The following is a 24915-nucleotide window of genomic DNA, read 5'->3' on the forward strand; positions in this document are numbered from 1 at the left end:
CAATCTGCTTTTACAGTTCCAGTTAAATCTTCAAGCATCGCGCAATAATTCACGCGGCAATTCATAGGTTTCCTTGATCGCCTGCAGCACGATATTTGAACGGATATCCTGCACGCCCGGGATCTTGTACAGCTTCTCCAGCACGAACGCCGAATAATGCTTCAGGTTGCGCGCCTTCACCCGCAACAGGTAATTGGCGTCGCCCGTAATGATATAGGAGCCCACCACCTCCGGATAATTCTGCAAAGCCTGCATGAAATTCTCATGCCAGCTTTCCACATCCCGCCGCATCGTCACTTGCACGAACACATCCAGTTCCAGGCCCAACTTCTCCGGACTCAGCAAGGCGCTGTAGCGGCTGATGATGCCCTCCTCTTCCAGGATCCGCACCCGCCGCAAACAGGACGAAGGCGAGAGGAACACCTGCTCCGCCAGATCCTGGTTGCTGATGCGGCCATTCTGCTGCAACAGCGTCAGGATGTTCAAATCGATGGCATCAAGCTGCATTGAAATTATCTTTCAATATTTATAGTAAATATCTAGATTAATTCTAAAATTAATTGAAATTGTATAGTAATTTCGTATAAAAATTCCAATAAGCTCGCCTAAAATAATTCCACCGATTCAGTCTGGCCACAGGAGAAAGCCATCGCTACCGCACAACAAATCTGGGACATCAGCCCACTGCTTGCCGCCAGCATCCCGGTCTGGCCCGGCGACACGCCCTTCAGCGCCCAGGCCACCTGGGAAATCGCCGACGGCTGCCCGGTGCACGTCAGCCGCATCACGCTTTCCACCCATACCGGCGCCCACTGCGATGCCCCCAGCCATTACGATGCCCAAGGCGCGGCGATAGACCAGGTGCCGCTGGACGCCTATATCGGCCCCTGCCGCGTGATCCATTGCATCGGCGCTGCGCCTGTCAGGCCGGAGGATATCGCGCACGCATTGGCCGATACGCCGCCGCGCGTACTGTTGCGCACCTACGCCAAGGCCCCGCAGCAAGAATGGGATCCGGCATTTGCCGCCGTCGCGCCGGAAACCATCGCCCTGCTGGCGCGGCACGGCGTGCGCCTGGTCGGCATCGATACGCCCTCGCTCGATCCGCAGGAATCCAAAACCATGGCGGCCCATCACGCAGTCAGGCAGCACGGCATGGCCATCCTCGAAGGCATCGTCCTTGATGCGATCGCCGCCGGCGACTACGAACTGATCGCCCTGCCCTTGCGCCTGGCCGGCATGGACGCCAGCCCCGTACGTGCCATCTTGCGCCATCCTGCGCCCTCTTCATCATCAGGAATCCATTCATGACAAACACCATCGACAGCCGCGCCGCCTGCCAGGCGCTGGACGCCAACGACCCGCTGGCGCCGCTGCGCGCACAGTTCGATTTGCCGCCCGGCGTCATCTACCTCGACGGCAATTCGCTCGGCGCCCGCCCCCGCGCTTCGCTGCAGCGGGCGCAGCAAGTGATCGAACGGGAATGGGGCGTCGACCTGATCCGCAGCTGGAACAAGGCTGGCTGGTTCGAGCTGCCGGGCCGCCTCGGCAACAAGCTGGCGCCGCTGATCGGCGCCCGGGATAACGAAGTGGTGATCACCGATTCCACCTCGATCAACCTGTTCAAGCTATTGGCCGGCGCCCTGCAGCTGCAGGCGGCCAAAGCGGATGCCGCGACGCGCAAGGTGATCGTCACCGAACGCGATAATTTCCCGACCGATATCTACATGGCGCAAGGCCTGACGGAATGGCTGGAGCGCGGCTACCGCATCCATCTGATCGACTCGCCGCAGGAACTGGCCAGCGCGGTCAACGCTGAAACCGCTGTGCTGATGCTGACCCATGTCAATTACCGCAGCGGCCACCTGCACGACATGCAGGCAGTCACCGCCGCTGCGCAGGAACAAGGCGCATTGGTGCTGTGGGACCTGGCGCATTCGGCCGGCGCCGTGCCGATCGACCTGCATGCAGCCAATGCCGATTTTGCCGTCGGCTGCACCTACAAGTACATCAACGGCGGCCCGGGCGCGCCCGCCTTCGCCTGGATCGCGCCGCGCCACCATGCGCAGTTCCGCCAGCCGTTATCGGGCTGGTGGAGCCATCGCGCACCCTTCACCATGCAGCCCGGATTCGCCCCGGTGGATGGCATCCGGCGCGCACTGTGCGGCACCCAGCCTATCGTTTCGCTGGCGCTGGTGGAATGCGGCCTGGACGTATTCGCACAAACCGACATGCCAGCGCTACGCAAAAAATCGCTGGCGCTGACCGATCTGTTCATCGGCCTGGTGGAGAGCCGCTGCGCCGGCCTCGACCTGACGCTGGCGACCCCGCGCGCACATGCCGAGCGCGGCAGCCACGTCAGCTTCGCCCACGCGCACGGCTACGGCATCATGCGCGAGCTGATCGCGCGCGGCGTCATCGGCGACTACCGCGAACCGCAAGTGATGCGCTTCGGTTTCACGCCGCTGTACACCGGCTTCACCGACGTCTGGGACGCTGTCGAGACCTTGCGCCAGATCCTGGCGAACAAAGAATATCAAATCAACGCGCAGCAAGAAGCTGTCACCTAGGAGACGAGAGATGGAATGCCCTTACAAGCCGAACGACAGCTGGCATGGCGCGCAGATGGAGTTCAAGGAAGACATGAGCTATGGCGATTACCTGGCGCTGGACCAGGTATTGTCGGCGCAGCGGCCGCTCTCGCCCAACCACAATGAAATGCTGTTCATCATCCAGCACCAGACCAGCGAACTGTGGATGAAGCTGATGCTCCATGAGCTGCACGCGGTGCGCCAGCAGCTGCGCGCCAACGAACTGGCGCCGGCCTTCAAGATGATGGCGCGGGTAGCGCGCATCATGGACCAGCTGGTGCATGCCTGGGATGTGCTGGCGACCATGACGCCGCCCGAATACACCGCGATCCGGCCTTACCTGGGCCATTCGTCCGGCTTCCAGTCGTATCAGTACCGGGAAATCGAATTCCTGCTCGGGAACAAGAACGCCGCCCTGCTGCAGGTGCACCAGCATTCGCCGGAATCCTATGCACGCCTGCAAGACGCGCTGCTGCAGCCGTCGATCTACGATGAAGCGGTGATGCTGATGGCGCGCGCCGGCCTGGTGCTGGATCCGGCGCGCCTGAACGCCGACTGGAGCAAGGCGACAGCCGCCGATGCATCGGTGGAGGCCGCCTGGCTGACGGTGTACAAGGCGCCGGACACGCATTGGGAACTGTATGAACTGGCGGAAAAGCTGGTCGACCTGGAAACCTCGTTCCGCTACTGGCGCTTCCGCCACCTGACTACGGTGGAGCGCATCATCGGCTTCAAGAAAGGCACCGGCGGCACCGAGGGGGCCAGCTATCTGAAGATGATGCTGGACGTGGTGCTGTTTCCGGAACTGTTTTCCCTGCGCACTTCCCTATAAGGACGGCGGCTTGCGGCTGGCGGCGCGTTCGCGCGCATCCTTGACGTCGGTCGGGTCGCAACGCAATTCCAGCAGCTGGTTGACGGCGATTTCGTCGGCCAGCGAAGTGGCCGTCACCGTGGCGCCGAAGAAGCTTGCATCCAGGTTGAACGCATTGCAAATGCGCTTGCGGCCAGCTTCATCGGCCGGCAGCTGCAAAACCACCGTGAGGAAATTCGGCGCCGCGCTGCCGTCAGCGTTCTGCAGCGGCAAGGATGGCATCGACGGCGCCGCGGCTTGCGGCTGAACAGGAGCGATTTCCGCGGGCGTGCTTGCCAGTTCCAGTTCGGCCTGCGTCACCACCACCGCGCTGTGCGGGCCGGGCCATTTCTTGACGCCGCCGATCAGCGCCGGCACGCCGCCGCTGACCTCGTACTCCGTCTCGGAAATCTTCTCGTAATGAAATGGCTCCCAGCCGTCGACGCCGTGCTTGCGCATGGCCACCTGCTCCAGCGCCAGGCTCTGCGGCGCACCATTGCCGAGCATGCCGACATCGCTCAAGCCGGTATCGCTGCCTGCTGCTTCGTCCATCTCTCTGCCTCTTGTTTTCAATCCTGCATTCAAAACGGATTGCTGACCTTGACTACCGGCGCTATCGCCAGCTTGTCCGGCAAGGTTCTCGATTCAAGCGCCTCGACCACGCTATTGACCAGCGACTGCAGAGCCTTTGCCTGCTCCAGCCCAACCTGATCCAAGGTCAGGTCAAGGTCGCCGAACAGGCTGACCCGGTCCAGCCGGTTTTCCACATTCATCTTGCCGATGGCGAGGGTTGCGCTTTCATCGGCAAACGGTACAAATTTAGACATGCGACCATCCTTTGTTTATCAGGTTCGTAACGAAATTGACCAGCATCTTGAGCACATCATCCAACAATTTTGACAGCAAGTCCTTTTCTATTTTTTTGATCTGGGCGGCCGGCTCGGCGCTTCTTTCCGCAGCACCGCGATCGGCCGGGCCGCGATCGGCCGCGCCCTTGTCTGCAGCATAGCGTTCGCTGCCGCTGCCGCGCCCGCCTGCTGCCGGCAAGGTCATCGCCACATCCTTGACGCGCTTCGGCACGCCGGGCAGCAGATCGATGCGCAAGGTATTTTCCAGTTGCGACAGCGACAAGGTCTGGTAGTGCGAAGTATCCGCGTTCTTGATGAAATAGGCGGCGGCCTGCTGTCTCTTGGGACTATAAACGACTTTATAGATATAGGTAGGCACCAGCACATTGCCGATTTTTTGCAGGTCCTGGCCGAGGAAAGCCGGCCCGGTGATCACGTACAGCTCGCCCTCCTTCACCGCCAGGCGCCGCACCGCGCTCTCGATCTCGGCCCAGATGTGGCGATTGTTCTGCGGATTCTGCGGAATCATGTTGGCCAGGCTGAAACTTTCATACTGCGAGGTGCGGTTGGCCATGTCGCCGTTCGGGCTCATGTGGCCGCGGTCGAAACCGGAACGGGAATAGTCTTTCAGCTCGGCGCGGCCGCTGATCAGCAAACCCGGCTCGGGATGGAAGGAGTTTTCGCGCGACAGCGTGCGCGCGGCGTCGACGTTGTCGCGCGTCAGGTGTTCGGCCGACCACAAAGGCGTGCGCGTGACGCCGGAATGCATGACGACAAAAGCCTGGAAGCACAACTCTTGCGTCTGGCGCGCCAGCTTGTCATTGAGAATCCTGGGGGCCTGGCCGGCGGCGTAATGGGAGGGGCAATCTGTAGCAAAGGCGGAAGATGTCAGCAATAAGCCAACAACTAGAAAACGACGAAACTTGTGCGGCATTGTTCACCAAAACTGTATAAATACCCAGTATAAGGTTTAACTTAAATCGCACCAAGCACTATCCGAATTTCAAGTGTTTTTTAGAGCCGCTTGCATGCTTGTGCAGATCTTCGCATGCAAGCGGATTACTTTATCAAGCCTATGTGATTTCCTATCCTACTCAGCCCGCCGCTTAGTTGGGCAAGGCATTCAGCTTCGGTTCCGGCACCACCGTCAGCGTTGTGGCAGGATCGATTTTCTTCAGGGACTGCGTCATTGAAACGACCGTCACGGTATCGATCTTGTCGGCAAAGCGCCGCTCGTTGGGATGATCGTCGAAGGCGATATTGGCGCGGAACATGCGGCCGCCCAGGCGGGTCACGGGACCCAGATTGAGCGTGGTCGGCTCGTAGCCCATCAACTTCAGCCATTGCTGCGATTTGTCGCGGCTGTCGATCTGGATATTATTGTCGGCATAGGCCTTGGCGAGCAGCTCCAGCACCCATTGATTGGAGTTTTCGTAGCGGGTGGAGAAGGGATAAGCCAGCATATTGTAGTGCGGCGTGAACAGCGCCAGATACTGGGAACGGTCGGACAGCCGGGCCAGGATTTTATTCTGCGCCTCCGGCGACGGGACGATCAGCAGCGATTCATAGCTGAACAGGTCGTCGAGGAAAAAATTGGCCAGGCCCTCTCTCCAGATCGCTGAATCGGCCGTGCCGCAGGCGTTCAGCAGATGCATGGTGCGCCATTGTCCGCTGGCCGGGTCTTTCAGCACAAAGGCGATATGCGAATAGCGCAAGCCGTACTTCGAGAGATCCTGGCCGACCCGCGCCACCAGCGCGACCTCAGGCCGGGCCTGATCCAGCGCTGCGGAAAGCGCGCTGGCGCTGCTGAACGCCATGCGCACCGAATCCGGACGCGGCGGCGTCTCGGAACAGGTCTGCCCGGCGATCGCCGCGCCGTGCACAGCGACTCCGAGCGCCATGGCGCACGCAACGGCGCACCTAATGCGACGCGCCCGCATCATTGCGACAACTTCGACTGGTACAACAATTCCTTGCCGACCGCGTTGGGCACGAAGGCCAGGATCTTGCCTGAGGCGACCAGCGCATACCCGGTCGATTCGGCCACCACCTTGATACCGTTGCCGACCGAGAGTCCGACCTGGCGCGCTACCGCTGCCGATCCCCGCACCACGGCCTTGCTGCCGTCCACCGTGTTCTGGATGATGACTTCCATTGCATCGCCGACGATCGTGCCGATGCCGACCACGACGAAGGAGGCGCCGACCACGAAATAGGTGCTGGCGGCGATCGGGCCGCCCTCGATCGAGCCCAATGGCGATGCCGCCATGCTGACCGCGCCCTGGCTGACTTCCTTGCTGCCGTCGGCAGCCTGGGTTGGCGCGTGCAGCGCGGCGCAGGCGGCCAGCGCGAGCAGAGTGTTACGCAGAGTTTTCAGATGCATGATGTCCCCGGTGTAGTTAGCGTCGTTTTGTTGGCATTGCTTTGCCAAAACCTTAATTTCGCCGGCAATCATACCTGTCATTTTTTGCAATGGGCAGCGATATGGATTATTTACTCCAACCGGCTACGTTTTACGTTCCGGCCCGCGGGAAAAAGACGCCCAAGCCATCGCACGAGACCAATCCCAAGCATAGGAAATACCCCGGCCATGTCGCGCCGGCGATAAAAAAACGGGGCAATGTCAGGCAGGTTTGCGGAATCCGCTGTCCACCCAGGCGCTGGCGCTGCTTGGACTGAGCTTGAAGCTGGCGGCGACGCGCACCTGCGCCAGTTGCTCGCGGTCCTCATCGTGGGCGGTCAGCAGCGCGTAGGGAAAATCATCGTCGGGAACGATGTCGAGCGTAACGTTGACGGTTGCGGCGCCGTCGCTGACGGCAATCGTCTTATGCAGCATCGCATGCAGCTGCTGCTCATGGCGGCGCACGAATTCGGAGGCGGTCTTGACTAGGGTGATGAAGGCGGAAGCGTCCAGCGGCTTGGGATTCTTCTTGTCGCGGCCCATGGTCCAGGGGCCGACCAGGGCCGGCTCCGGTTCGCCATCCTTGATCATTGCCACCGCCCAGCCGTCATCGTCGTCGTTCTTGATGATGCGCGCGGTCCAGCCGTCGTCTTGCCACAGGCGCGGTTCCTGGGTCTTGTGATCGTCGGTATCGGCGAATTCTTCGGGGGATGCTGCGGAGTGGTCTGTCATTGCGTCGGAAAGTTCAGGAAGCGGCAAAAAATGCGGAAAGACGCATTGTATAGCACCGGCCGCAAACGCTCATGCGCGCCGGTATTGCTTGCGGTAGGCGGCGGGCGACATGGCGAAGGCAGCGGTGAAATGCTGGCGCAGCGACACCGTGGAACCGAATCCGGCCAGCTCGGCAATCCGGTCTATCGCCTTGTCGGACGTTTCCAGCAGTCGCTGCGCCGACGCCAGGCGGTGATTGAGTAGCCATTGCGAGACGGTGGCGCCGGTCTTCTGCTTGAAGCGGCGGGTGAAATTGCGCCGGCTCATGGCCGCCCTGGCCGCCAGCACATCCAGGCACAGCGGCTGCTCCAGGTGCTCGATGGCCCAGTCCAGCGTCACGGTCAGCGCATCGTTGCCGCCGCTAGCCGGCAATGGCTGTTCGATGTATTGCGCCTGGCCGCCATGGCGGTGCGGCGCCACCACCATGCGGCGGGCGATACGGTTGGCGACATCGGCGCCATGGTCGCGCCGCAGCAGGTGCAGGCAGCAGTCGATGGCGGCGGCGGTGCCGGCCGAGGTCAGGATGTCGCCGTCGTCCACGTACAAGACTTTCTGGTCCAGCTTGACCTTGGGATACTTGCGCGCAAAATCTTCGCTCCAGACCCAGTGGGTGGAAGCGGCGCGGCCATCCAACAGGCCGGCTTCGGCCAGCACGAAGGCGCCCAGGCACAGGCCGGCGATGCGGGCGCCGCGCGCATGTGCTGCACGCAGGGCTTGCAGCAGCATCTCCGGCGGCCGTTCATCGGGATCGCGCCAGGCCGGCACGATCACGGTATCGGCCTGTTCCAACGCGGACAAATCATGCTCCACTTCGATATTGAATCCCGACATGGTCGCCACCATGCCGGTCTGCGCGCCGCAGATCAGCAAACGGTAGCGCGGCACGCCCAGCCGCGCCAGGTCGTCGCCAAACACCATGCAGGGCACGGACAGGTGGAACGGACTGATGCCGTCAAAGGCGACCACCGCGACGGTGTGCGCTTGCCCGGAATCGAGGAGGGAAATTGACATGGCCCGATCCTATCACATTATGTCTATCGGGACACTTTCGCCCTTGCCGCCAGCCGCCGATACTTCGTCCTGTTCCGCCGCCCGCGCAGCAAGCAAGGGCGGCGGCAAGGCAGCGATGAGCGATAGGCGTTCATCGCGCCGAAACCGACCGGGAGTATCGCAATGAACCATCCAACCATCCGCACCATGGCTGGCGCAGCAGCGCCAGCCAAGCTCGAAGCCGCCAGCACCGCCTTGCTGGCGATCGATTTCCAGAACGAATACTTCAGCGGCAAGATGCCGATCCCGGACGGCATGCGCGCACTGCGCAACGCCAGCCGCCTGGTCGCCCTGGCGGACCAGGCCGGCATGCCGGTGTTCCATGTCCAGCATCTGAGCCCGGCCGGCGCGCCGGTGTTTGCCGCCGACAGCCTTAACGCGCAGTTTCACAGCGAGCTGCAGCCTGCGGCGCATCACAGCGTGCTGCAAAAAACCTCCGTCAGCGTGTTTCCGACTACCGATATCGACCAGCGCCTCAAGGCGGCCGGCATCAAGACACTGATCATCAGCGGCCTGATGACGCATGCCTGCGTCGCCGGAGCAGCGCGCGACGCCGTGCCGCTCGGCTATGAAGTCGTGGTGGCGGACGACGCCTGCGCCACGCGCGATCTCGACAGCGCCGACGGCAGCCTGCTGCCGCACGCCGTGCTGCATCGCGCAGCGCTGGCTTCCATCGCCGATACCTTCGGCGCGCTGATGAGCACCGAACAGATTCTGCAACTGCCGCTGGCTTAACAAAAAAACGAAAGCATCATATGAAAAATTCATCAAAGATCTTGCTGGCCCTCGGCTCGCTCCTGCTCTCCAGCCAGCTGCTTGCAGCAGAAGGCGACAGCCATGCAAAACATGCCGGCGCGCTGATATCCCTGCCGGCGGCGGATTTGCAGTGGACCGGCATCCCCGGCAGCGGCGGCATCAAGTACGCCAACGTCCATGGCAACCTGAGCGGCAAGGGGCCTTACGAAGCGTTCGTGATTTTCCCCGCGGGTAAAGACAATCCCTTCCACACGCATTCGCAGAATTTGCCGACGGTGGTGCTGAAGGGAACGTTTTATGCGGTGATCGACGGCAAGCGCATGGAATATCCAGCCGGTTCCTTCTATAACCTGCCGGCCAGGCTTCCGCATTACAGCGGCTGCAATAAAGGCGAAGACTGCCTGCTGTTCCAGTACCAGGCTGACCATTTCGACTTGCTGCCGCAGACGCCGAAGGACTAGCCGGCCGCGCGGAGTCAAGAATGGTCGGTGAATTCAGTGGCATACTGTGCAGATCCGGGAGCAAATATGCGCCATGATATAGCTTTAATACGGCTTTAAAGAGAGAAGGGGCGCCACGCAAGACATGGCTGCTCCAGGAATGCATCGGCAATCACTCAAAGGCGGAATGAAAATGAAAAACTGGATCCGGCTCAACAAGGGATTTTTACTGTTCCTGTTTCTCTTCGGGATTTTCCGTACCGCCGTGGCTGACTGGAATCCGATCCCGTCCGGCTCCATGCGTCCCAACCTGCTGGAAGGCGACGTGGTGTTCGTCAACCGCCTGGCGTTCAACCTGAAAATCCCGCTGACCAATATCGTGCTGGGCCATCTGGGCGAGCCCAAGCGCGGCGATATCGTCACCTTCTTTTCGCCGCTGGACGACACCCGGCTGATCAAGCGCGTCATCGCCCTGCCCGGCGACACTGTGGAAATGCGCAATGAAAAGATGATCATCAACGGCAAGGAAGCCAGCTATGCGGTATTGGACAGCGCGCCTGAACCGATGGACCGCGGCAGCATCGTCGCCCTGCGCCTCAGCGAAAAGATGGGCAGCGAGCAGCACCGCATCCAGGTCCTGCCGCAAGTCAACGCCAACCGCAGTTTCGGCCCGATCACGGTGCCGCAGGATCACTACCTGATGCTGGGCGATAACCGCGACAACAGCGGCGACTACCGCCACTTCGGCTTTGTGCCGCGCGAGCTGCTGATCGGACGGGCCGAACGGATCCTGGTGTCGGCCGACATCAAGGGCAACTGGATGCCGCGCGCAGAACGTTTCGGCATGGCCCTGCAATAAACTGGGGACCGCGGAGCGCCGGATTGCCGAGTTCGACCGCAAGAACCAGAGTTCCTCCGCACAGGACAAGCAGTATCTTTGAAGTTCGCGGCGCCTGCCGCTCAACTTGAAAGATACCCGCCATGAACCTGATTGAACTGTGCCTGCTGGCGGCGATCTGGGGCGCCTCCTTCCTGTTCCTGCGCATTGCCGCGCCGGAGTTCGGCCCGCTGGCCCTGATCGCCCTGCGCGTCGGCATTGCCGCCCTGGTGCTGGCGCCGGTGCTGCGCTCCGCGCCGGCGCGCCGCCAGTTGCGCGCCAAGGCCTGGCCGCTGCTGGTGGTCGGCATCACCAATTCGGCGCTTCCGTTCGGCCTGTTTGCCTATTCCACGCTGTATCTCGATGCCGGACTGGATTCCATCCTGAACGCCACCACGCCGATCTGGACCGCGCTCATCGCCGCCGCCTGGTTCCACGCCAGCCTCGGCCGCCGGCAGGTCGCCGGCCTGCTGCTGGGGTTGGCCGGCGTGGTGCTGCTGGCGTGGGATACCTTGGGCGCAGGCATTCCCGGCGTGCCGCTGGCAATCGCCGCCGCGCTGCTGGCCACCGCCTGCTACGGCTTTGCAGTGAATTATTCCAAACGCCGCCTGGCCGGCATACAGCCGCTGGTGGTCGCTTTCGGCAGCCAGTTCTTTGCCGCCATCGTGCTGCTGCCGGCCGCCTTGCCGTTCTGGCCGCGGCAGGCTATCGCCGCCTCGACCTGGATGTGCGTGGCGGCGCTAGGCGTGGTCTGCACCGGCCTTGCCTACATCCTGTATTTCCGCCTGATCGAGCGCGTGGGTGCGGCGTATGCGGCATCGGTAACGTTCCTGATCCCGGTTTTCGGACTGATATGGGGTGCGCTCTTTCTCGGCGAAAAGGTCACGCCGGCCATGCTGGCCGGCTGCGCCGTGGTACTGCTGGGGACAGCCCTGGCCAGCGGCAAGCTGGAAAACCTGTTCGGCGGAAAACGCAAAGCCGGCCTGACGGTTGAGCAAAAGCTTTCCTCGGAAATAAAAATCAATAATAAATCACCATAAAATCACAATTTATTATTGTTTTACGATAATTTTAGACTAGAATACGGCAATCCTATCAACAAGGAAGCGCCGTGAAGCTGGATTTCATTACCCTCGCTCGCCGTTGCCTGACGACACTTTGCTCGTGGCTGGCCATCGCCATCATGGCGCTCTACCTCGGCTTCAAGCTCATGCCGCATCTTGGCGTCCACGGCTCCGTAAAAATGAGTTTCCAGGCCGCCACGGCCGACCGCGCCATGGCGAGCCTGGGCAACGCTTTCAATTTCCATATTTTCATTCATCTGAATTATCCACAATGACAGCGCCTAAAACACCGGACCTGCAACAGGATCGCATTGCACAGGCCAGCCAGCGCATGGCGAGCGTCACCATGCTGCTGCTGATCGCCATGCTGGTTTTCAGCATCGGCGGCTGGCTGTTTCCGCAGGAGTTCACCCATTTCTGCGATTAGACCAACGCCGCCATACAGCTCGGCATCGACCCAGCCAGCCTGCCGCTCTGGCAACTGCTGGGCGCCATCGTTATCACCAATATCCCTTTGCTGGCGCTGGGCTACGGCTTGTACCAGCTGCGCGCCCTGTTCCAGCGCTATGCACGCGGTGAATATTTCTCCGCAGCGGCAGCCATACACCTGGGCAGGGTCGGCCAAAGCCTGGCCTGGTGGGTCGTGCTGGGAGTTCTCTGCCAGCCGCTGTCCAGCGTCTGGCTGACCATCCTGCGACCGGTCGGCCATCGCCTGGTCAATGTCGGCTTTGGCAGCAGCGAAGTGGTTTCCCTGTTCATGGCCGCCTCCATCACCGTGATTGCCCGCATCCTGCAGCGCGCCAGCGAAGTCGACGCTGAAAACCGGCAGTTCGTCTGAGGAAGCAGATGAGTATCGTGATCACGCTGGACGTCATGCTGGCCAAACGCAAGGCGAAATCGAAAGACCTGGCGGCCGCCATCGGCATTACCGAACAGAATTTGTCGCTGTTAAAACAAGGCAAGGTGAAAGGGGTGCGGCTGGAAACCCTGGAAGCGATCTGCCGCTACCTTGACTGCCAGCCGGGCGACCTGCTGAGCTACGAGCCGGACAACGCCATGCCTGACGCCGGCGCAGAATAAACCTGCCGGGCCGGTTGCCGCAACCGGTCAATCAAAGTGTGAAGATAATATGCCTGACGCAAGCCGCTGGCCTTCAGCACCATATTCGCGCGCCATGCACTGGGGCATCCTCGCCTCGCTGCTGTTGCACGCCGTGTTGCTGCAAATGTTTTTGCAGCGCCAGCCGGCGCCGCCCGCAGCGGTCCGCAGTTCATTCTCGGACATGACGCTGTTGCTGCTGCCGACGCCGCAGCCGAGGCTGCCGCCAGCACAGGTGCAGCGCCTGGAACCTGCCGCGGCGCAGGCAGCGCCAGGCAAATCCCGTCGGCCGGCGTCCGATGGCAGCAAGAAAAACGTGACGCTGCCCTTGGCTGCATCGCCGATCGTCAATCAGGCAATTCACGCAGAGGAAAAAGAGCTGCCGGCTCCGTCCGAACCGCGGCCTCGACTGGATCTGGATGCTGCCGTGAAAATGGCCGGGAAGATCGCCAGGGATCCAAACAGCATGCGCGACGACAGGGCAGTCGCCCAGTTGAAAAGCCACCCGCTGGAAGCGGTCAATCCCGATAGCCGCCTGGCGCAAGACATACAGCGCGGCGCACGCGCCGATTGCCTGCAAAGTCAAAGTTCAACGGGGTTGCTGGCGCCGCTCTTCCTGATTGCCGATGCAGTGACGTCAAAAAAAGACGGGGGCTGCAAATGGTAGGCGGCTGCAGATTGATGTGCCGGGGTGAAATGCTCACGCTCGGCAGGGACGATCCTGCAAAAATGCAAGAGATCGCCCGTTGGGATCACGCGCCGATAACGCGGCGCGCCTCGCGCTCGGCCAGTTCCAGCGCTGCCTGTTCGGTTTTTACCGGCCGTCCGCAGCCTTTGCCTGTGGTTTGCACGAAAACCTGATCGCCGCGCTGCGTCGATACCTGGATCACGCCCTTGAACATGCCTCCCGGTGCTGGAGCAACCCGCGCTTCGACCGTCTTGTTTCCTTTGGTTTCTTTAAAGGCCATTTCGCTCTCCATTGTGATCGTGGCGTGATATTAGCATGCATGCCAGGTCGGTCGATTTAGCGTGGTGTTTCGCACATGATGGCCGTGCCCTTGAAATTTCGATATTTCCATGTCTGATTAATTTTTCTTCAGAAAAATGCAGGCTCATGGTAAGTTTGTCATCAAGCATTCCGCCCACTCAAATCCACCATCATGAAGATAAACGTCGCCATCACCCTGAACATCAGTGACGATCCGCAGCAATCGATCTGGTACAACGGCGCTAACCAGAACTGCTTTTTCCTCTACCAGCTGCTGCGGAAGTCGCCGCTGGTAGACCATGTCTGGCTGGTGCACAGCGACGGCATCAAGAATTACCCTGCCGGCCTGCTGATGGGAGACCTGCAGCGCGCGCTGCGGCCCATTTCGAGCGTGCTGGACAAAACCGACCTGCTGGTCGAGATGAACGGCTTCGTGTCGCCGGAACAGGTCGAACGGGTGCGCCGGCGCAAGGGCAAGGCAGTATCGTTCCGCTTTGGCAACGACTACGTGATCGCCGTCGAGACCATCACCTTCGGACGCGACCAATGGCAGCCCAACCCCCATCGGATAACATTCGACGAGCTGTGGACCAATCCCCAGCATGTCCACACCTGCAAGAGTTATTGGGAAAGCGTCTACAAGGCGCCGGTATTCGTGCTGCCGCATATCTGGGCGCCCTATTTCATCGAAGCTGCGCTGGCGGCAAATCCCGAACTGCGGCAGAAATGGGGCTACCGCAACCACGGAGCCGCCAAGCGGGTGGCGATTTTCGAGCCGAACATCAATGTCGTCAAGAGCACCCTGATACCGATGCTGGCAGCCAACCAGTTTTATATCGAACACCCCGGGCTGCTGGCGCATGTGTTCATGACGAATACTTTCCAGCTCAAGGAAAACAGTGCGTTCAAGCACCTCGCCCTGGGCCTGGAGATAGTCAAGGACGGCAAGGCCACGGCCGATCACCGCTTTCCGTTCTGCGCCTTCGCTGCCGAGCACACCGATATCGTGATTTCCCATCAATGGGAAAACGGCCTCAACTATCTGTTCTATGACGCGCTGTATGGCGGCTATCCGCTGGTGCACAATTCGCCGTTCCTGCGCGAGGCGGGCTATTACTACCGCGATTTCGATGTCGCCGATGGCGCCAGGGCTTTGGCCGAAGCAGCCTTGTCGCACGATGAAAACAGCGCCGCTTACGCGGCCAGGGCGCAGGCATTCCTGCATACCGTCGACGCCACGGCGGAGGCAAATATTGCCGCGTATACGCAGCGCATCGGCGCCCTGTTCGGCCCGCGCTGACCTTATCCGACGCAGCATTCGCAGCCGCGAGAAAAAATGATCCAGGAAAAATAAAGCAATGAACAACGACGACAAGCTGAAAACGCTCGGGATACTGATGTATATCGACGACCATCCCAACATGCTGGAGGATTTCAGCTGGATCTACAAAAGCTGGATCTATAGCGGCAACTGGCGCAGCTCCGACCTGGTCGCGGTATGCAATCCAAAAGTCCTGGACAAACTGCCCGGCGACGATCCCGGCGTCATCAAGATTCCATTTGAGCCGGTCGCAGTCGAAGGCAGCATCTGGCAGGGCTATCCCTTCATCAATTCCATCGCTTGCCTGAGCGGTCCGCACACCGACGATCTGCAGCAGCGCTACAAATGGCTGCTGAGGACCGATGCCGACGTCTTCCTGACCGAGCATCTATGCCGATTGCGGCCCAACACGCCGGTTCACGGCAACGGCCAGTACCTGTATACGACGCAGGAAGCGTGGGACAAGATGCTGGATTTCTGCCAGCGCCACGGCTTTCAGCATCACCGCGTATTCGGCTGCGGCCATTCGCTGCTGGCGCCCAGCGGCCACGTTCTGTTCTTCATCAGGGAACAGACCCGGGTGTCCGAACTGGTCTTGCGGGATTTCGGCAGCAACACCGGCCAGTGGCCGGGCTGGTTCCGCGGCGTGACCACCATGTACGCAGCGGAGATCGTGGCGAACCATCACTATGGCGCGTTTCTTGAGCACGGCAAGACGCAGATCCTGGACGTGCCCAGCTACAGCGTCGGCGACATCGACCAGATGACTTTCCATATCCACGGGATCCATACCGACGATTATTTTTCCAAGCACCATTATCGCGCCGGAAAATACGCGCATATCGATCCACAGACATTAGACCGGAGCAAAATCAACCAGTACTGCCATTGGATCGTGACGACCCCGCTCGATGAAATCAAGCGGCTGGCCGACTATCCTTTCTAGCGGCAGCATGCCGGCAGGCAGCGCGGCAAAGCCATCGTCACGACTGCATCAGGCTGAAACCAAAAAGGGCTGAGTCCTGTGCAATACAGAACCCAGCCCTTGGCCACTTGGCAAACTTTCGTTCGCGTCCATGGCAGCGTGAATAGCCTTAACTAATAGCCTTAACTAATAGCCGTAATTAATAGCAGTAAATAACAGTAAATAACAGTAATCAATAGCCGTAATTTTTAGCGACCGTATTCCCCAGGTATCCGCCGCCAACCACGCCCGCTACCGTCGCCAGGGTACGGCCGTTGCCGCCGCCCACCTGATGTCCCAGCAAGCCGCCGATGACCGCGCCGGTAGCTATCCCCAGCGGGCTTACCGACGCTGCCGGGCGGGCTTGCTCGACCGGAGCCTGGTATTGCGGCGCAGCTTCGTTTTGCGCATAGCTTGCGCCCTGGCTGCGATAGACATGATGCACTATCGTTTTTTGCCTGGGCGCCGGACGAGCCGGTTCAACCTGGTAGCCGGCGACTGGCGGCGTTGCCAGCGGCTGCATGTATTGATAGCCGTTCGCGGTCTGCACCAATACCGGCGATGCGCCTGCCGGCGTCATCGGCGCGGCGGCATTTGCCGCCGGCTGCTGCATGGCAGGGCTTGCCTCCGGAGCCTGCGCGCCAACCGCATTGCCGTGCGAGCTCGGAAGAAAGCCGGTCATCGCTGCGACACCAAGCAAGCTCACCAGGATAAGGGATCCGGCGGCGCCCGCTACCAAGGGGTGCAGACGGCTGGTTGTCTGGCTGGCTTCCATTTGATTCTCCTTCGACGTTGACAGTGATTTGATTCTACAAACGTATCGGCCGCCAACCCAGCTTGATTGTGTATCAAGTGTGTCGAATTGAAACACAGTGTTGTTTCATCTGATGACTACCGGGAGCGATCAAAAAGGGCTTGCCTGCAGCTGCTTCAATATCTGATAGGCGGCAGTCACGCGCGGCTCAGCGGGAGAAGATTTATTGACCAGCATCACAATACCCATCTTGCGGGCCGGAATAAAGGCAGCGTATGCCCCAAAGCCGCCGGTGGCGCCCGTCTTGTTGATCAGCACGTCGGCACGGGGCGGCAGCGGCGGGCTCAGCTTTGCGACCTTATTAGTCTGATATACCATCGCATCGGAATTCCCTGCCAGCACCTGGGCAAGGCTTGCCGAATCGGGATACATTTCCCAAATCAAGCCCTGTGTCATTTCGCCTGCCTTGAAATATCCTGTGTGCGTGTCGCTTATCGCGCGCTGCAATTTTTCATCCAGCTTGAGCACCTGCATGTTGGCGTCAATGAAGCGTATCAAATCGGCGGTATTGGTCTTCACCCCATAGGCTTCGGCGGCCAGCACGCCGGGATTCAGCCTGACCGGCGCATCCGTCTTGTTGTAGCCCTGCGCGTAATTTTTCATCTGGCTCGCCGGCACATTGATGTAGCTGTGCTTCATGCCCAATTCAGGAAATAATTTTTTTTCAATCACATCCTCGTAAGATGCATTCATGCTCTTGGCCACAATCATGCCGAGCAGGCCGATGCTTGGATTTGCGTAAGTCCTGGCGGTGCCGGCGGCATACGCAGGCTGCCAGTGCTTGAAATAATCCATGAGCTGATCGTTGTCGTGGACGCTATCCGGAACCTGCAGCGGGAAACCGCCGGCCGTATGCGTGCCCAGGTTGAGCAGGCTGACATGGTCGAAGCTGCTGCCGCGCAAGGCAGGCAAATATTGACTGACGTCGCCGGTCAACGAAAGCTGGCCATTGACCTGAGCGTATGAGGCCAATGTCGCCGTAAATGTTTTGCTTACGGAACCGATCTCAAACAGCGTCTCGTTGGTCACCGGCTGCCCGGTTTCCTTGGACGCCACGCCATAGTTGTAGAAATAATTCTTGCCGTCGACGGCGACGGCGATTGCCATGCCCGGGATAGCGTACTTCTGCATCAGCGGCTGCACGGCGCTATCGACGATTTCCTTGACCCTGGACTGGTCGAGATCGGCGGCAGCGTGGCTGCCGGCGGCGATAAAACAACTTGAAACGGCTATTGCCTTCAGCATGCCCGTAACTTTTCTATGCATGATTAGATGCCTCTCTGAATGTGATTGAAGAGATTTTCCGCAAGCGGACCTGTGGTGCGGCGCATGGCCTGGACCGTGCAAAGCACGATCACTTCGGAACCAGGATATTAAATGGCTTGCCGGGCGTCAGCACCCAGCTCGCAATGACTTTCGCGCCAGCCGGCCCGGCTTTGGTGACATGCACCACGTTGGCCGCCATCTGATAGCTGCCGCCCGCATGGAGCACCTGGTCCGGCTTGCCATCCACCTGGACGATCAACTCGCCTTCAAGGACGTAGGCGAGTTCGGGTCCGGTAGCCATGTGGCGGGGCTTTGCGGCATTGGGAGGGAATACGGCAATCCCCATGCCCATCTGGCGATCGCGGCCCTCGAGGCCGATTCTTTGCAAGACTTGCGTCTCTTTTGCATCAGGCGCCTTGTCGGCGGCCGCCACAGAATGCATGGCCAGGATGGCCGCCAGCAGGACAAGGATAGAGCGACTGGTTTTCACGGAGGCTCCTCATAAGACTCGATTAATCAAAATTTCTAATGCTTCGCAGTTTGACCGCCAAATCTGAGCATGCGCTTCCAGAAGTCGTTTTCAGGAAAAACGGGATAGGCTCTATCGATCATAAAACTGCAGGCCAAGACTTCGGAAGCCACCGCAACAGGCGGCGAGAAACTCAGAAACGTTGCGAAGGCGTCAATATCGCATCTCGGCGGACAACGAACAAGCGAGAATAATTTTGACGAGACAAAAGAAAATCTTATGACTCTGTGTGAATGCGGCGTGACTGCCTTGCGGCGCTTCCCAGCGCCCGCTGACAATATGCCGGAGATGCAGACGCACAGCCGGCGTTACAGGCCTGGGCCTGCAACGCCCTTCGAGCGCGTTCCATGCAGTGCTGCTGGTGCCGCAGGATTCATTCAGAACGCATCGCCGGGCACGCGCACCCATCCCTCCATCAGCACCCGGGCGCTGCGGCTCATGATGGCTTTGGTCACGCTCCATTCGCCATTGACCTGGCTGGCTTCCGCGCCCACCCGCAACGTGCCGGAAGGGTGCCCGAAGCGCACCGCATTACGCGCGCCGCCGCCGGCAGCGAGGTTGACCAAGGTGCCCGGTATCGCCGCGGCGGCGCCGATGGCGACGGCTGCGGTACCCATCATGGCGTGATGCAGCTTGCCCATCGACAGCGCACGCACCAGCAAGTCGATATCGCCGGCGGCGACCTGCTTGCCGCTGGAGGAAACGTAGCCGGCCGGCTTGGCGACGAAGGCCACCTTCGGGGTGTGCTGGCGGTTGGCGGCTTCATCGAGCTGCTGGATGAGGCCCATGCGCAGCGCGCCATGCGCGCGTATGGTCTCGAATTTTTTCAGCGCCGCGGCATCGCCGTTGATGGCTTCCTGCAGCTCGGCGCCGGTGTAGCCGAGCGCTTCGGCATTGAGGAAGATAGTTGGGATGCCGGCATTGATCATGGTGACCTTGAGCGTGCCGACTCCCGGCACTTCGAGATCGTCGACCAGGTTCCCGGTCGGGAACATGGATCCGCCAGCGCCGTCTTCGTCAGCGGCCGGATCCATGAATTCAAGCTGCACTTCCGCTGCGGGAAAGGTGACGCCGTCGAGCTCGAAGTCGCCGGTTTCCTGCACCGCGCCATTAGTGACGGGCACGTGCGCAATGATGGTCTTGGCGATGTTTTCCTGCCAGATGCGTATGGTTGCCATGCCGTTTTGCGGAATGCGGCTGGCGTCCACCAGGCCGCTGGCGATCGCGAAGGAGCCGACCGCGGCGGACAGGTTGCCGCAGTTGCCGCTCCAGTCGACAAACGCCTTGTCGATGGCGACCTGGCCGAACAGGTAATCGACATCGTGATCCGGTCTGCTGCTCCTGGACAGGATGACCGTCTTGCTGGTGCTTGAGGTCGCCCCGCCCATGCCGTCGATCTGCTTGCCGTAAGGGTCGGGGCTGCCGATGACGCGCAGCAGCAGCGCATCGCGCGCGGGGCCGGGTTTCTGTGCCGCTGCGGGCAGGTCCTGCAGGCGGAAGAATACGCCTTTGCTGGTGCCGCCACGCATATAGGTGGCGGCGATCTTGATCTGGGGTGCGTGGGTCATTTCATGCTTTCCTATTAATGGGCAGAGTCATCTGGGGTCAGAGTCGACTTTCGCGGTGCTTTATCGCGAAAATCGACTCTGACCCCACATGACGGATTCGGAGAAAGAAAAGCGCGTTCATGGTTTTTCTTTTCTAGCGACAAAGTATGTACTCCGTAGCCCGCTAAGTGGGGTCGGAGTGAAGTTTCTGCAAAAAGCGCGCAGAAAGTTCACTCCGACCCCAGTTAGCTGCGCAGCTTAAGCGCGACGAAAACCGGGGGCCGGCGCCTTGTCAGAGTCATCTGGGGTCAGAGTCGACTTTCGCGGCGCTTTATCGCGAAAATCGACTCTGACCCCACATGACGCATTCGGAGAAAGAAAAAGTGCATTCATGGTTTTTCTTTTCTAGCGACAAAGTATGTGCTCCGTAGCCCGCTAAGTGGGGGCGGAGTGAAGTTTCTGCAAAAAGCGCGCAGAAAGTTCACTCCGCCCCCAGTTAGCTGCGCAGCTTAAGCGCGACAAAAAACAGGGGCTGGCGCCTTGTCAGAGTCATCTGGGGTCAGAGTCGACTTTCGCGGCGCTTTATCGCGAAAATCGACTCTGACCCCACATGACGGATTCGGAGAAAGAAAAGCGCATTCATGATTTTTCTTTTCTAGCGACAAAGTATGTACTCCGTAGCCCGCTAAGTGGGGTCGGAGTGAAGTTTCTGCAAAAAGCGCGCAGAAAGTTCACTCCGACCCCAGTTAGCTGCGTAGCTTAAGCGCGACGAAAACCGGGGGCTGGCGCCTTGTCAGGCAGCTGTCGACGATTCGAGGAAGTCCTGGGCGAAACGCTGCAGCACGCCGCCCGCTTCGTAAATCGACACTTCCTCTGCCGTATCGAGGCGACAGGTTACGGGCACTTCCACGCGCTCGCCGTTCTTGCGGTTGATCACCAGCGTCAGCGTCGTGCGCGGCGTACGTTCACCCAGCACGTCGAAGGTTTCGGTACCGTCGATGTTCAAGGTGATGCGGTTGACGCCGGGCTTGAACTCCAGCGGCAGCACGCCCATGCCGACCAGGTTGGTGCGGTGGATGCGCTCGAAGCCTTCCGCTACGATGGCTTCCACGCCAGCCAGGCGCACGCCTTTGGCGGCCCAGTCGCGCGAGGAACCCTGGCCGTAGTCGGCGCCGGCGATCACGATCAGCGGCTGCTTGCGTTCCATGTAGATCTCGATGGCTTCCCACATGCGGGTGATCGTGCCTTCCGGTTCGACGCGGGTCAGCGAGCCGGCTTTGACCTTGCCGCTCATTTCACCGCTCATCTCGTCCTTCTCGCGCACCATCTCATTCTTCAGGGTCGGATTGGCGAAGGTAGCGCGCTGGGCGGTGAGGTGATCGCCGCGGTGGGTGGCGTAGGAATTGAAGTCTTCTTCAGGCAGGCCCATCTTGGCCAGGTACGCACCCGCTGCACTATCGAGCATGATGGCGTTCGACGGCGACAGGTGATCGGTGGTGATGTTATCGCCCAGCACCGCCAGCGGCCGCATCCCTTTCATCGTGCGGGCGCCGGCCAAAGCGCCTTCCCAGTATGGCGGACGGCGGATGTAGGTGGTCTGCGGACGCCAGTCGTATAGCGGGCTGACTTTCTCGCCGTCATCGGCGACCGCGGCAAACATCGGTTCGTAGACCTTGCGGAACAGTTCCGGCTTGACGCTGGAGGCGACGATGGCGTCGATTTCTTCATCCGACGGCCAGATGTCTTTCAGCGTCACCGGATGGCCGGCAGCGTCGATGCCGAGGATATCTTTTTCGATATCGAAACGGATGGTGCCGGCAATGGCGTAAGCCACCACCAGCGGCGGCGAAGCCAGGAAGGCCTGCTTGGCGTAGGGGTGAATACGGCCGTCGAAATTACGGTTGCCGGAGAGGACGGCAGTAGCGTACAGGTCGCGCTCCACCACTTCCTTCTGGATGACCGGATCAAGCGCGCCGCTCATGCCGTTGCAGGTGGTGCAGGCAAACGCGACGACGCCGAAGCCCAGGGTCTCCAGCTCAGGCAGCAGGCCGGCGGCTTCCAGGTACAGCGCGACCGTCTTGGAACCGGGCGCCAGCGAGCTCTTTACCCATGGCTTGCGCAGCAGGCCGCGGGCATTCGCATTGCGCGCCAGCAGGCCGGCGGCGATCATGTTGCGCGGGTTGTTGGTGTTGGTGCAGCTGGTGATGGCGGCGATGATGACGGCGCCGTCCGGCATCAGGCCTGGTTCGTTCTCTACCGTGCCGCTGATGCCGCGCGCCGCCAGTTCGGAGGTCGGCACGCGGTTGTGCGGATTGGACGGACCGGCAATGTTCCGCACCACGGAGGACAGATCGAAGCGGATGACGCGCTCGTACTCTGCGTGCTTCAGGCTGTCGGCCCAGAGGCCGGTTTCCCTGGCATAGATTTCCACCAGCTTGACCTGCGCATCGTCGCGGCCGGTGAGCTTGAGGTATTTGATGGTCTGCTCGTCGATGTAGAACATCGCGGCGGTGGAGCCGAACTCGGGAGCCATGTTGGAAATGGTCGCGCGGTCGCCCAGCGTCAGGTGGGAAGCGCCCTCGCCGTAGAACTCGAGATAGGAAGACACGACCTTTTGCGCACGGAGGAACTCTGTCAGCGCCAGCACGATGTCCGTCGCAGTAATGCCTGGCTGCGGCTTGCCGCTCAGCTCGACGCCGATGATGTCCGGCAGGCGCATCCAGGAAGCGCGGCCCAGCATCACGCTTTCCGCTTCCAGGCCGCCGACGCCGATGGCGATCACGCCCAGCGCATCGACCATCGGCGTGTGGCTGTCGGTGCCGACCAGCGTGTCCGGGAAGGCGACGCCGTCCTTCACCTGGATCACCGGCGACATGCGCTCGAGGTTGATCTGGTGCAGGATGCCGTTGCCTGGCGGGATGACGTCGACGTTCTTGAACGCCTTCTTGGTCCAGTTGATGAAATCGAAGCGGTCTTCGTTACGGCGGTCTTCGATGGCGCGGTTCTTGTCGAAGGCATCTGCATCGAAGCCGCCGCACTCGACCGCCAGCGAGTGGTCCACCACCAGCTGGGTCGGCACCACCGGGTTGACTTGCGCCGGGTCGCCGCCTTGCAGGGCAATGGCGTCGCGCAGGCCGGCGAGGTCGACCAGCGCGGTCTGGCCCAGGATGTCATGGCACACCACGCGCGCCGGGAACCACGGGAAATCGAGGTCGCGCTTGCGTTCGATGAACTGCTTGAGGGAGGCGGCCAGGGTGGCCGGATCGCAGCGGCGCACCAGGTTTTCGGCCAGCACACGCGAGGTGTACGGCAGTTTGTCGTAGGCGCCTGGCTGGATGGCGTCGACCGCGGCCCGCGTGTCGAAAAAATCCAGCTGGGTGCCGGGCAGAGGTTTGCGGTTTGCTGTGTTCATGGCTCAGTCGGAAAAGGAAGTATCATCAGATTGCGTCTAGGCGCCCCCGCCTCGTCGGTCACGTCATTCCCGCGGACGCGGGAATCCACATTGCTGGCGACGGCAGGGAAAACGGATCCCCGCGCGCGCGGGTGACGGAGTTTATAGCGCTAGCGCTTGGCGATCGGCACAAACTCCAGGTTGTCAGGACCGACATAGTTGGCCGACGGGCGGATGATCTTGTTGTCGATGCGCTGCTCGATCACGTGCGCGGCCCAGCCGGAAGTACGGGAAATCACGAACAGCGGCGTGAACATCGCGGTCGGCACGCCCATCATGTGGTAGGACACGGCCGAGAACCAGTCCAGGTTCGGGAACATTTTCTTGACTTCCCACATCACGCTTTCCAGGCGCTCGGCGATATCGAACATCGCCGTCGAGCCGGCGTCTGCCGACAGCTTGCGCGCGACTTCCTTGATGACCTTGTTGCGCGGATCGGAGACGGTGTACACCGGATGGCCGAAACCGATCACCACTTCCTTGTTCTCGACGCGGCTGCGGATATCGGCTTCCGCTTCATCCGGATTGTCGTAGCGCTTCTGGATTTCCAGTGCGACTTCATTGGCGCCGCCGTGTTTCGGGCCGCGCAGGGCGCCGATCGCACCGGTGATCGCCGAGTAGAAATCGGAACCGGTGCCGGCAATCACCCGGCTGGTGAAGGTCGATGCATTGAATTCGTGTTCCGCGTACAGGATCAGCGAGACGTGCATCGCCTTTTCCCACGCGGCGGATGGTTTCACGCCGTGCAGCAGGTGCAGGAAATGGCCGCCTATCGATTCGTCGTCGGTTTCGACTTCGATGCGCTTGCCGTTGTGGCTGAAGTGATACCAGTACAGCAGCATGGAGCCGAACGACGCCATCAGGCGGTCGGCGATGTCGCGCGCGCCGGGCGCATTGTGGTCTTCTTTCTCTGGCAGCGTGCAGCCCAGCACCGAGGCGCCGGTGCGCATCACGTCCATCGGATGGGAAGCCGCAGGCAGCGCTTCCAGCGCGGCCTTGACGCTGGCCGGCAGGCCGCGCAAGGATTTCAGCTTGCTCTTGTAACCCTTCAGTTCGGCGCTGGTCGGCAACTTGCCGTGCACCAGCAGATAGGCGATTTCCTCGAATTCGCACGTGTCGGCGATATCCAGGATGTCATAGCCGCGGTAATGCAGGTCGTTGCCGGTCTTGCCAACCGAGCATAGTGCGGTGTTGCCTGCGGTGACGCCGGACAGCGCGACGGATTTTTTTGGTTTGAATGCGGTTGCTGGTGCTTCGCTCATTTTTTAGTCTCCGGACGGAAAGGAATC

At 60.7% G+C, this 24915-nt stretch carries 29 protein-coding genes; 14 read left to right on the top strand and 15 right to left on the bottom strand.

From position 1 onward, the window contains the following. Positions 1–30: 30 nt before the first annotated feature. Positions 31–507 (bottom strand): Lrp/AsnC family transcriptional regulator, encoded by a 477-nt coding sequence (locus KHU30_RS21460; protein WP_098493604.1) that lies wholly within the window; start codon positions 505–507, stop codon positions 31–33. 141 nt (positions 508–648) lie between these two features. Between KHU30_RS21460 and kynB the strand changes: the two genes are divergently transcribed. Genes kynB through kynA form a run of 3 tightly spaced genes read left to right on the top strand, consistent with a single transcriptional unit; the run spans position 649 to position 3423 of the window. After that, the gene (gene kynB / locus KHU30_RS21465; RefSeq protein ID WP_211444753.1) at positions 649–1311 is read left to right on the top strand and encodes an arylformamidase; all 663 of its coding nucleotides are present in this window, start codon (positions 649–651) and stop codon (positions 1309–1311) included. Continuing rightward, entirely contained in the window at positions 1308–2570 is a 1263-nt protein-coding gene (kynU, locus tag KHU30_RS21470; RefSeq protein ID WP_211444640.1) for a kynureninase, read from the top strand. The genes kynB and kynU overlap by 4 nt, the downstream gene beginning before the upstream one ends. 10 nt (positions 2571–2580) lie before the next feature. Beyond that, entirely contained in the window at positions 2581–3423 is an 843-nt protein-coding gene (gene kynA, locus KHU30_RS21475; RefSeq protein WP_211444641.1) for a tryptophan 2,3-dioxygenase, read from the top strand. Here kynA and KHU30_RS21480 read toward each other — a convergent pair. From KHU30_RS21480 to KHU30_RS21510, 7 genes are all read right to left on the bottom strand, one after another. Next, a complete protein-coding gene (locus tag KHU30_RS21480) occupies positions 3418–3993 on the bottom strand; it encodes a hypothetical protein (RefSeq protein ID WP_211444642.1) in 576 nt (191 codons plus the stop codon). The genes kynA and KHU30_RS21480 overlap by 6 nt on opposite strands. Before the next feature lie 29 nt (positions 3994–4022). Continuing rightward, positions 4023–4268 carry a hypothetical protein gene (locus KHU30_RS21485; protein WP_211444643.1) on the bottom strand — a complete coding sequence of 82 codons (246 nt, stop codon included), beginning with the start codon at positions 4266–4268 and terminating at the stop codon, positions 4023–4025. Continuing rightward, a complete protein-coding gene (locus KHU30_RS21490; RefSeq protein WP_230427514.1) occupies positions 4261–5184 on the bottom strand; it encodes a DNA/RNA non-specific endonuclease in 924 nt (307 codons plus the stop codon). Before KHU30_RS21490 ends, KHU30_RS21485 begins: the two co-directional genes overlap by 8 nt. A 211-nt stretch (positions 5185–5395) precedes the next feature. Beyond that, positions 5396–6190 carry a DUF2145 domain-containing protein gene (locus tag KHU30_RS21495; RefSeq protein ID WP_211444645.1) on the bottom strand — a complete coding sequence of 265 codons (795 nt, stop codon included), beginning with the start codon at positions 6188–6190 and terminating at the stop codon, positions 5396–5398. A 38-nt stretch (positions 6191–6228) separates the two neighbouring features. Further along, positions 6229–6672, bottom strand: coding sequence for a hypothetical protein (locus tag KHU30_RS21500; RefSeq protein ID WP_211444646.1), 444 nt, complete (start codon positions 6670–6672; stop codon positions 6229–6231). Between the two features lie 240 nt (positions 6673–6912). Continuing rightward, the gene (locus KHU30_RS21505; RefSeq protein WP_211444647.1) at positions 6913–7422 is read right to left on the bottom strand and encodes a hypothetical protein; all 510 of its coding nucleotides are present in this window, start codon (positions 7420–7422) and stop codon (positions 6913–6915) included. Between the two features lie 69 nt (positions 7423–7491). After that, on the bottom strand, positions 7492–8472 hold the full coding sequence (locus KHU30_RS21510) for a GlxA family transcriptional regulator (protein WP_211444648.1): 981 nt from the start codon (positions 8470–8472) through the stop codon (positions 7492–7494). Between the two features lie 162 nt (positions 8473–8634). Here KHU30_RS21510 and KHU30_RS21515 point away from each other — a divergent pair, with 162 nt between their 5' ends. From KHU30_RS21515 to KHU30_RS21550, 9 genes are all read left to right on the top strand, one after another. Next, on the top strand, positions 8635–9246 hold the full coding sequence (locus KHU30_RS21515; protein WP_211444649.1) for a cysteine hydrolase family protein: 612 nt from the start codon (positions 8635–8637) through the stop codon (positions 9244–9246). Between the two features lie 20 nt (positions 9247–9266). Then, the gene (locus KHU30_RS21520; RefSeq protein ID WP_211444650.1) at positions 9267–9728 is read left to right on the top strand and encodes a cupin domain-containing protein; all 462 of its coding nucleotides are present in this window, start codon (positions 9267–9269) and stop codon (positions 9726–9728) included. Positions 9729–9900: 172 nt separating this feature from the next. Further along, positions 9901–10566, top strand: coding sequence for a signal peptidase I (lepB, locus tag KHU30_RS21525; protein WP_211444651.1), 666 nt, complete (start codon positions 9901–9903; stop codon positions 10564–10566). A gap of 122 nt (positions 10567–10688) precedes the next feature. Further along, on the top strand, positions 10689–11624 hold the full coding sequence (locus KHU30_RS21530) for a DMT family transporter (RefSeq protein ID WP_211444652.1): 936 nt from the start codon (positions 10689–10691) through the stop codon (positions 11622–11624). Positions 11625–11695: 71 nt separating this feature from the next. Next, positions 11696–11923 (top strand): hypothetical protein, encoded by a 228-nt coding sequence (locus tag KHU30_RS21535; RefSeq protein ID WP_211444653.1) that lies wholly within the window; start codon positions 11696–11698, stop codon positions 11921–11923. Next, on the top strand, positions 11920–12075 hold the full coding sequence (locus KHU30_RS25795; protein ID WP_230427515.1) for a hypothetical protein: 156 nt from the start codon (positions 11920–11922) through the stop codon (positions 12073–12075). Before KHU30_RS21535 ends, KHU30_RS25795 begins: the two co-directional genes overlap by 4 nt. Positions 12076–12147: 72 nt before the next feature. After that, complete coding sequence (locus KHU30_RS25800; RefSeq protein WP_407928128.1) at positions 12148–12486, top strand: DUF2975 domain-containing protein; 339 nt, start codon at positions 12148–12150, stop codon at positions 12484–12486. Positions 12487–12494: 8 nt separating this feature from the next. Next, entirely contained in the window at positions 12495–12728 is a 234-nt protein-coding gene (locus KHU30_RS21545; protein WP_211444654.1) for a helix-turn-helix domain-containing protein, read from the top strand. 49 nt (positions 12729–12777) lie between these two features. After that, positions 12778–13413: a hypothetical protein gene (locus tag KHU30_RS21550; protein WP_211444655.1), complete on the top strand. Its 636-nt coding sequence runs from the start codon at positions 12778–12780 to the stop codon at positions 13411–13413. Positions 13414–13498: 85 nt separating this feature from the next. On the opposite strand, the gene KHU30_RS21555 is transcribed toward KHU30_RS21550, so the two are convergent. Further along, on the bottom strand, positions 13499–13714 hold the full coding sequence (locus KHU30_RS21555) for a hypothetical protein (protein ID WP_211444656.1): 216 nt from the start codon (positions 13712–13714) through the stop codon (positions 13499–13501). 192 nt (positions 13715–13906) lie between these two features. Between KHU30_RS21555 and KHU30_RS21560 the strand changes: the two genes are divergently transcribed. Together KHU30_RS21560 and KHU30_RS21565 are read left to right on the top strand one after the other, a co-directional pair. Beyond that, a complete protein-coding gene (locus KHU30_RS21560) occupies positions 13907–15034 on the top strand; it encodes a DUF2827 family protein (protein ID WP_211444657.1) in 1128 nt (375 codons plus the stop codon). Positions 15035–15092: 58 nt separating this feature from the next. Next, entirely contained in the window at positions 15093–16001 is a 909-nt protein-coding gene (locus KHU30_RS21565) for a DUF7164 domain-containing protein (RefSeq protein WP_211444658.1), read from the top strand. Positions 16002–16212: 211 nt separating this feature from the next. On the opposite strand, the gene KHU30_RS25420 is transcribed toward KHU30_RS21565, so the two are convergent. The 6 genes from KHU30_RS25420 to prpC form a co-directional block, all read right to left on the bottom strand. Further along, the gene (locus KHU30_RS25420) at positions 16213–16794 is read right to left on the bottom strand and encodes a glycine zipper 2TM domain-containing protein (protein ID WP_211444659.1); all 582 of its coding nucleotides are present in this window, start codon (positions 16792–16794) and stop codon (positions 16213–16215) included. A 129-nt stretch (positions 16795–16923) separates the two neighbouring features. After that, positions 16924–18099: a class C beta-lactamase gene (gene ampC, locus KHU30_RS21575; RefSeq protein WP_211444660.1), complete on the bottom strand. Its 1176-nt coding sequence runs from the start codon at positions 18097–18099 to the stop codon at positions 16924–16926. An 88-nt stretch (positions 18100–18187) separates the two neighbouring features. After that, on the bottom strand, positions 18188–18589 hold the full coding sequence (locus tag KHU30_RS21580) for a cupin domain-containing protein (RefSeq protein ID WP_329956707.1): 402 nt from the start codon (positions 18587–18589) through the stop codon (positions 18188–18190). A 416-nt stretch (positions 18590–19005) separates the two neighbouring features. Continuing rightward, complete coding sequence (prpF, locus tag KHU30_RS21585) at positions 19006–20196, bottom strand: 2-methylaconitate cis-trans isomerase PrpF (protein WP_211444661.1); 1191 nt, start codon at positions 20194–20196, stop codon at positions 19006–19008. A 772-nt stretch (positions 20197–20968) separates the two neighbouring features. After that, a complete protein-coding gene (acnD, locus tag KHU30_RS21590; protein ID WP_211444663.1) occupies positions 20969–23587 on the bottom strand; it encodes a Fe/S-dependent 2-methylisocitrate dehydratase AcnD in 2619 nt (872 codons plus the stop codon). 149 nt (positions 23588–23736) lie between these two features. Then, positions 23737–24888: a bifunctional 2-methylcitrate synthase/citrate synthase gene (prpC, locus tag KHU30_RS21595; protein WP_211444664.1), complete on the bottom strand. Its 1152-nt coding sequence runs from the start codon at positions 24886–24888 to the stop codon at positions 23737–23739. Positions 24889–24915: the final 27 nt, after the last annotated feature.

The organism is Collimonas humicola, assembly GCF_018304945.1.
Taxonomy (GTDB): domain Bacteria; phylum Pseudomonadota; class Gammaproteobacteria; order Burkholderiales; family Burkholderiaceae_D; genus Collimonas; species Collimonas humicola.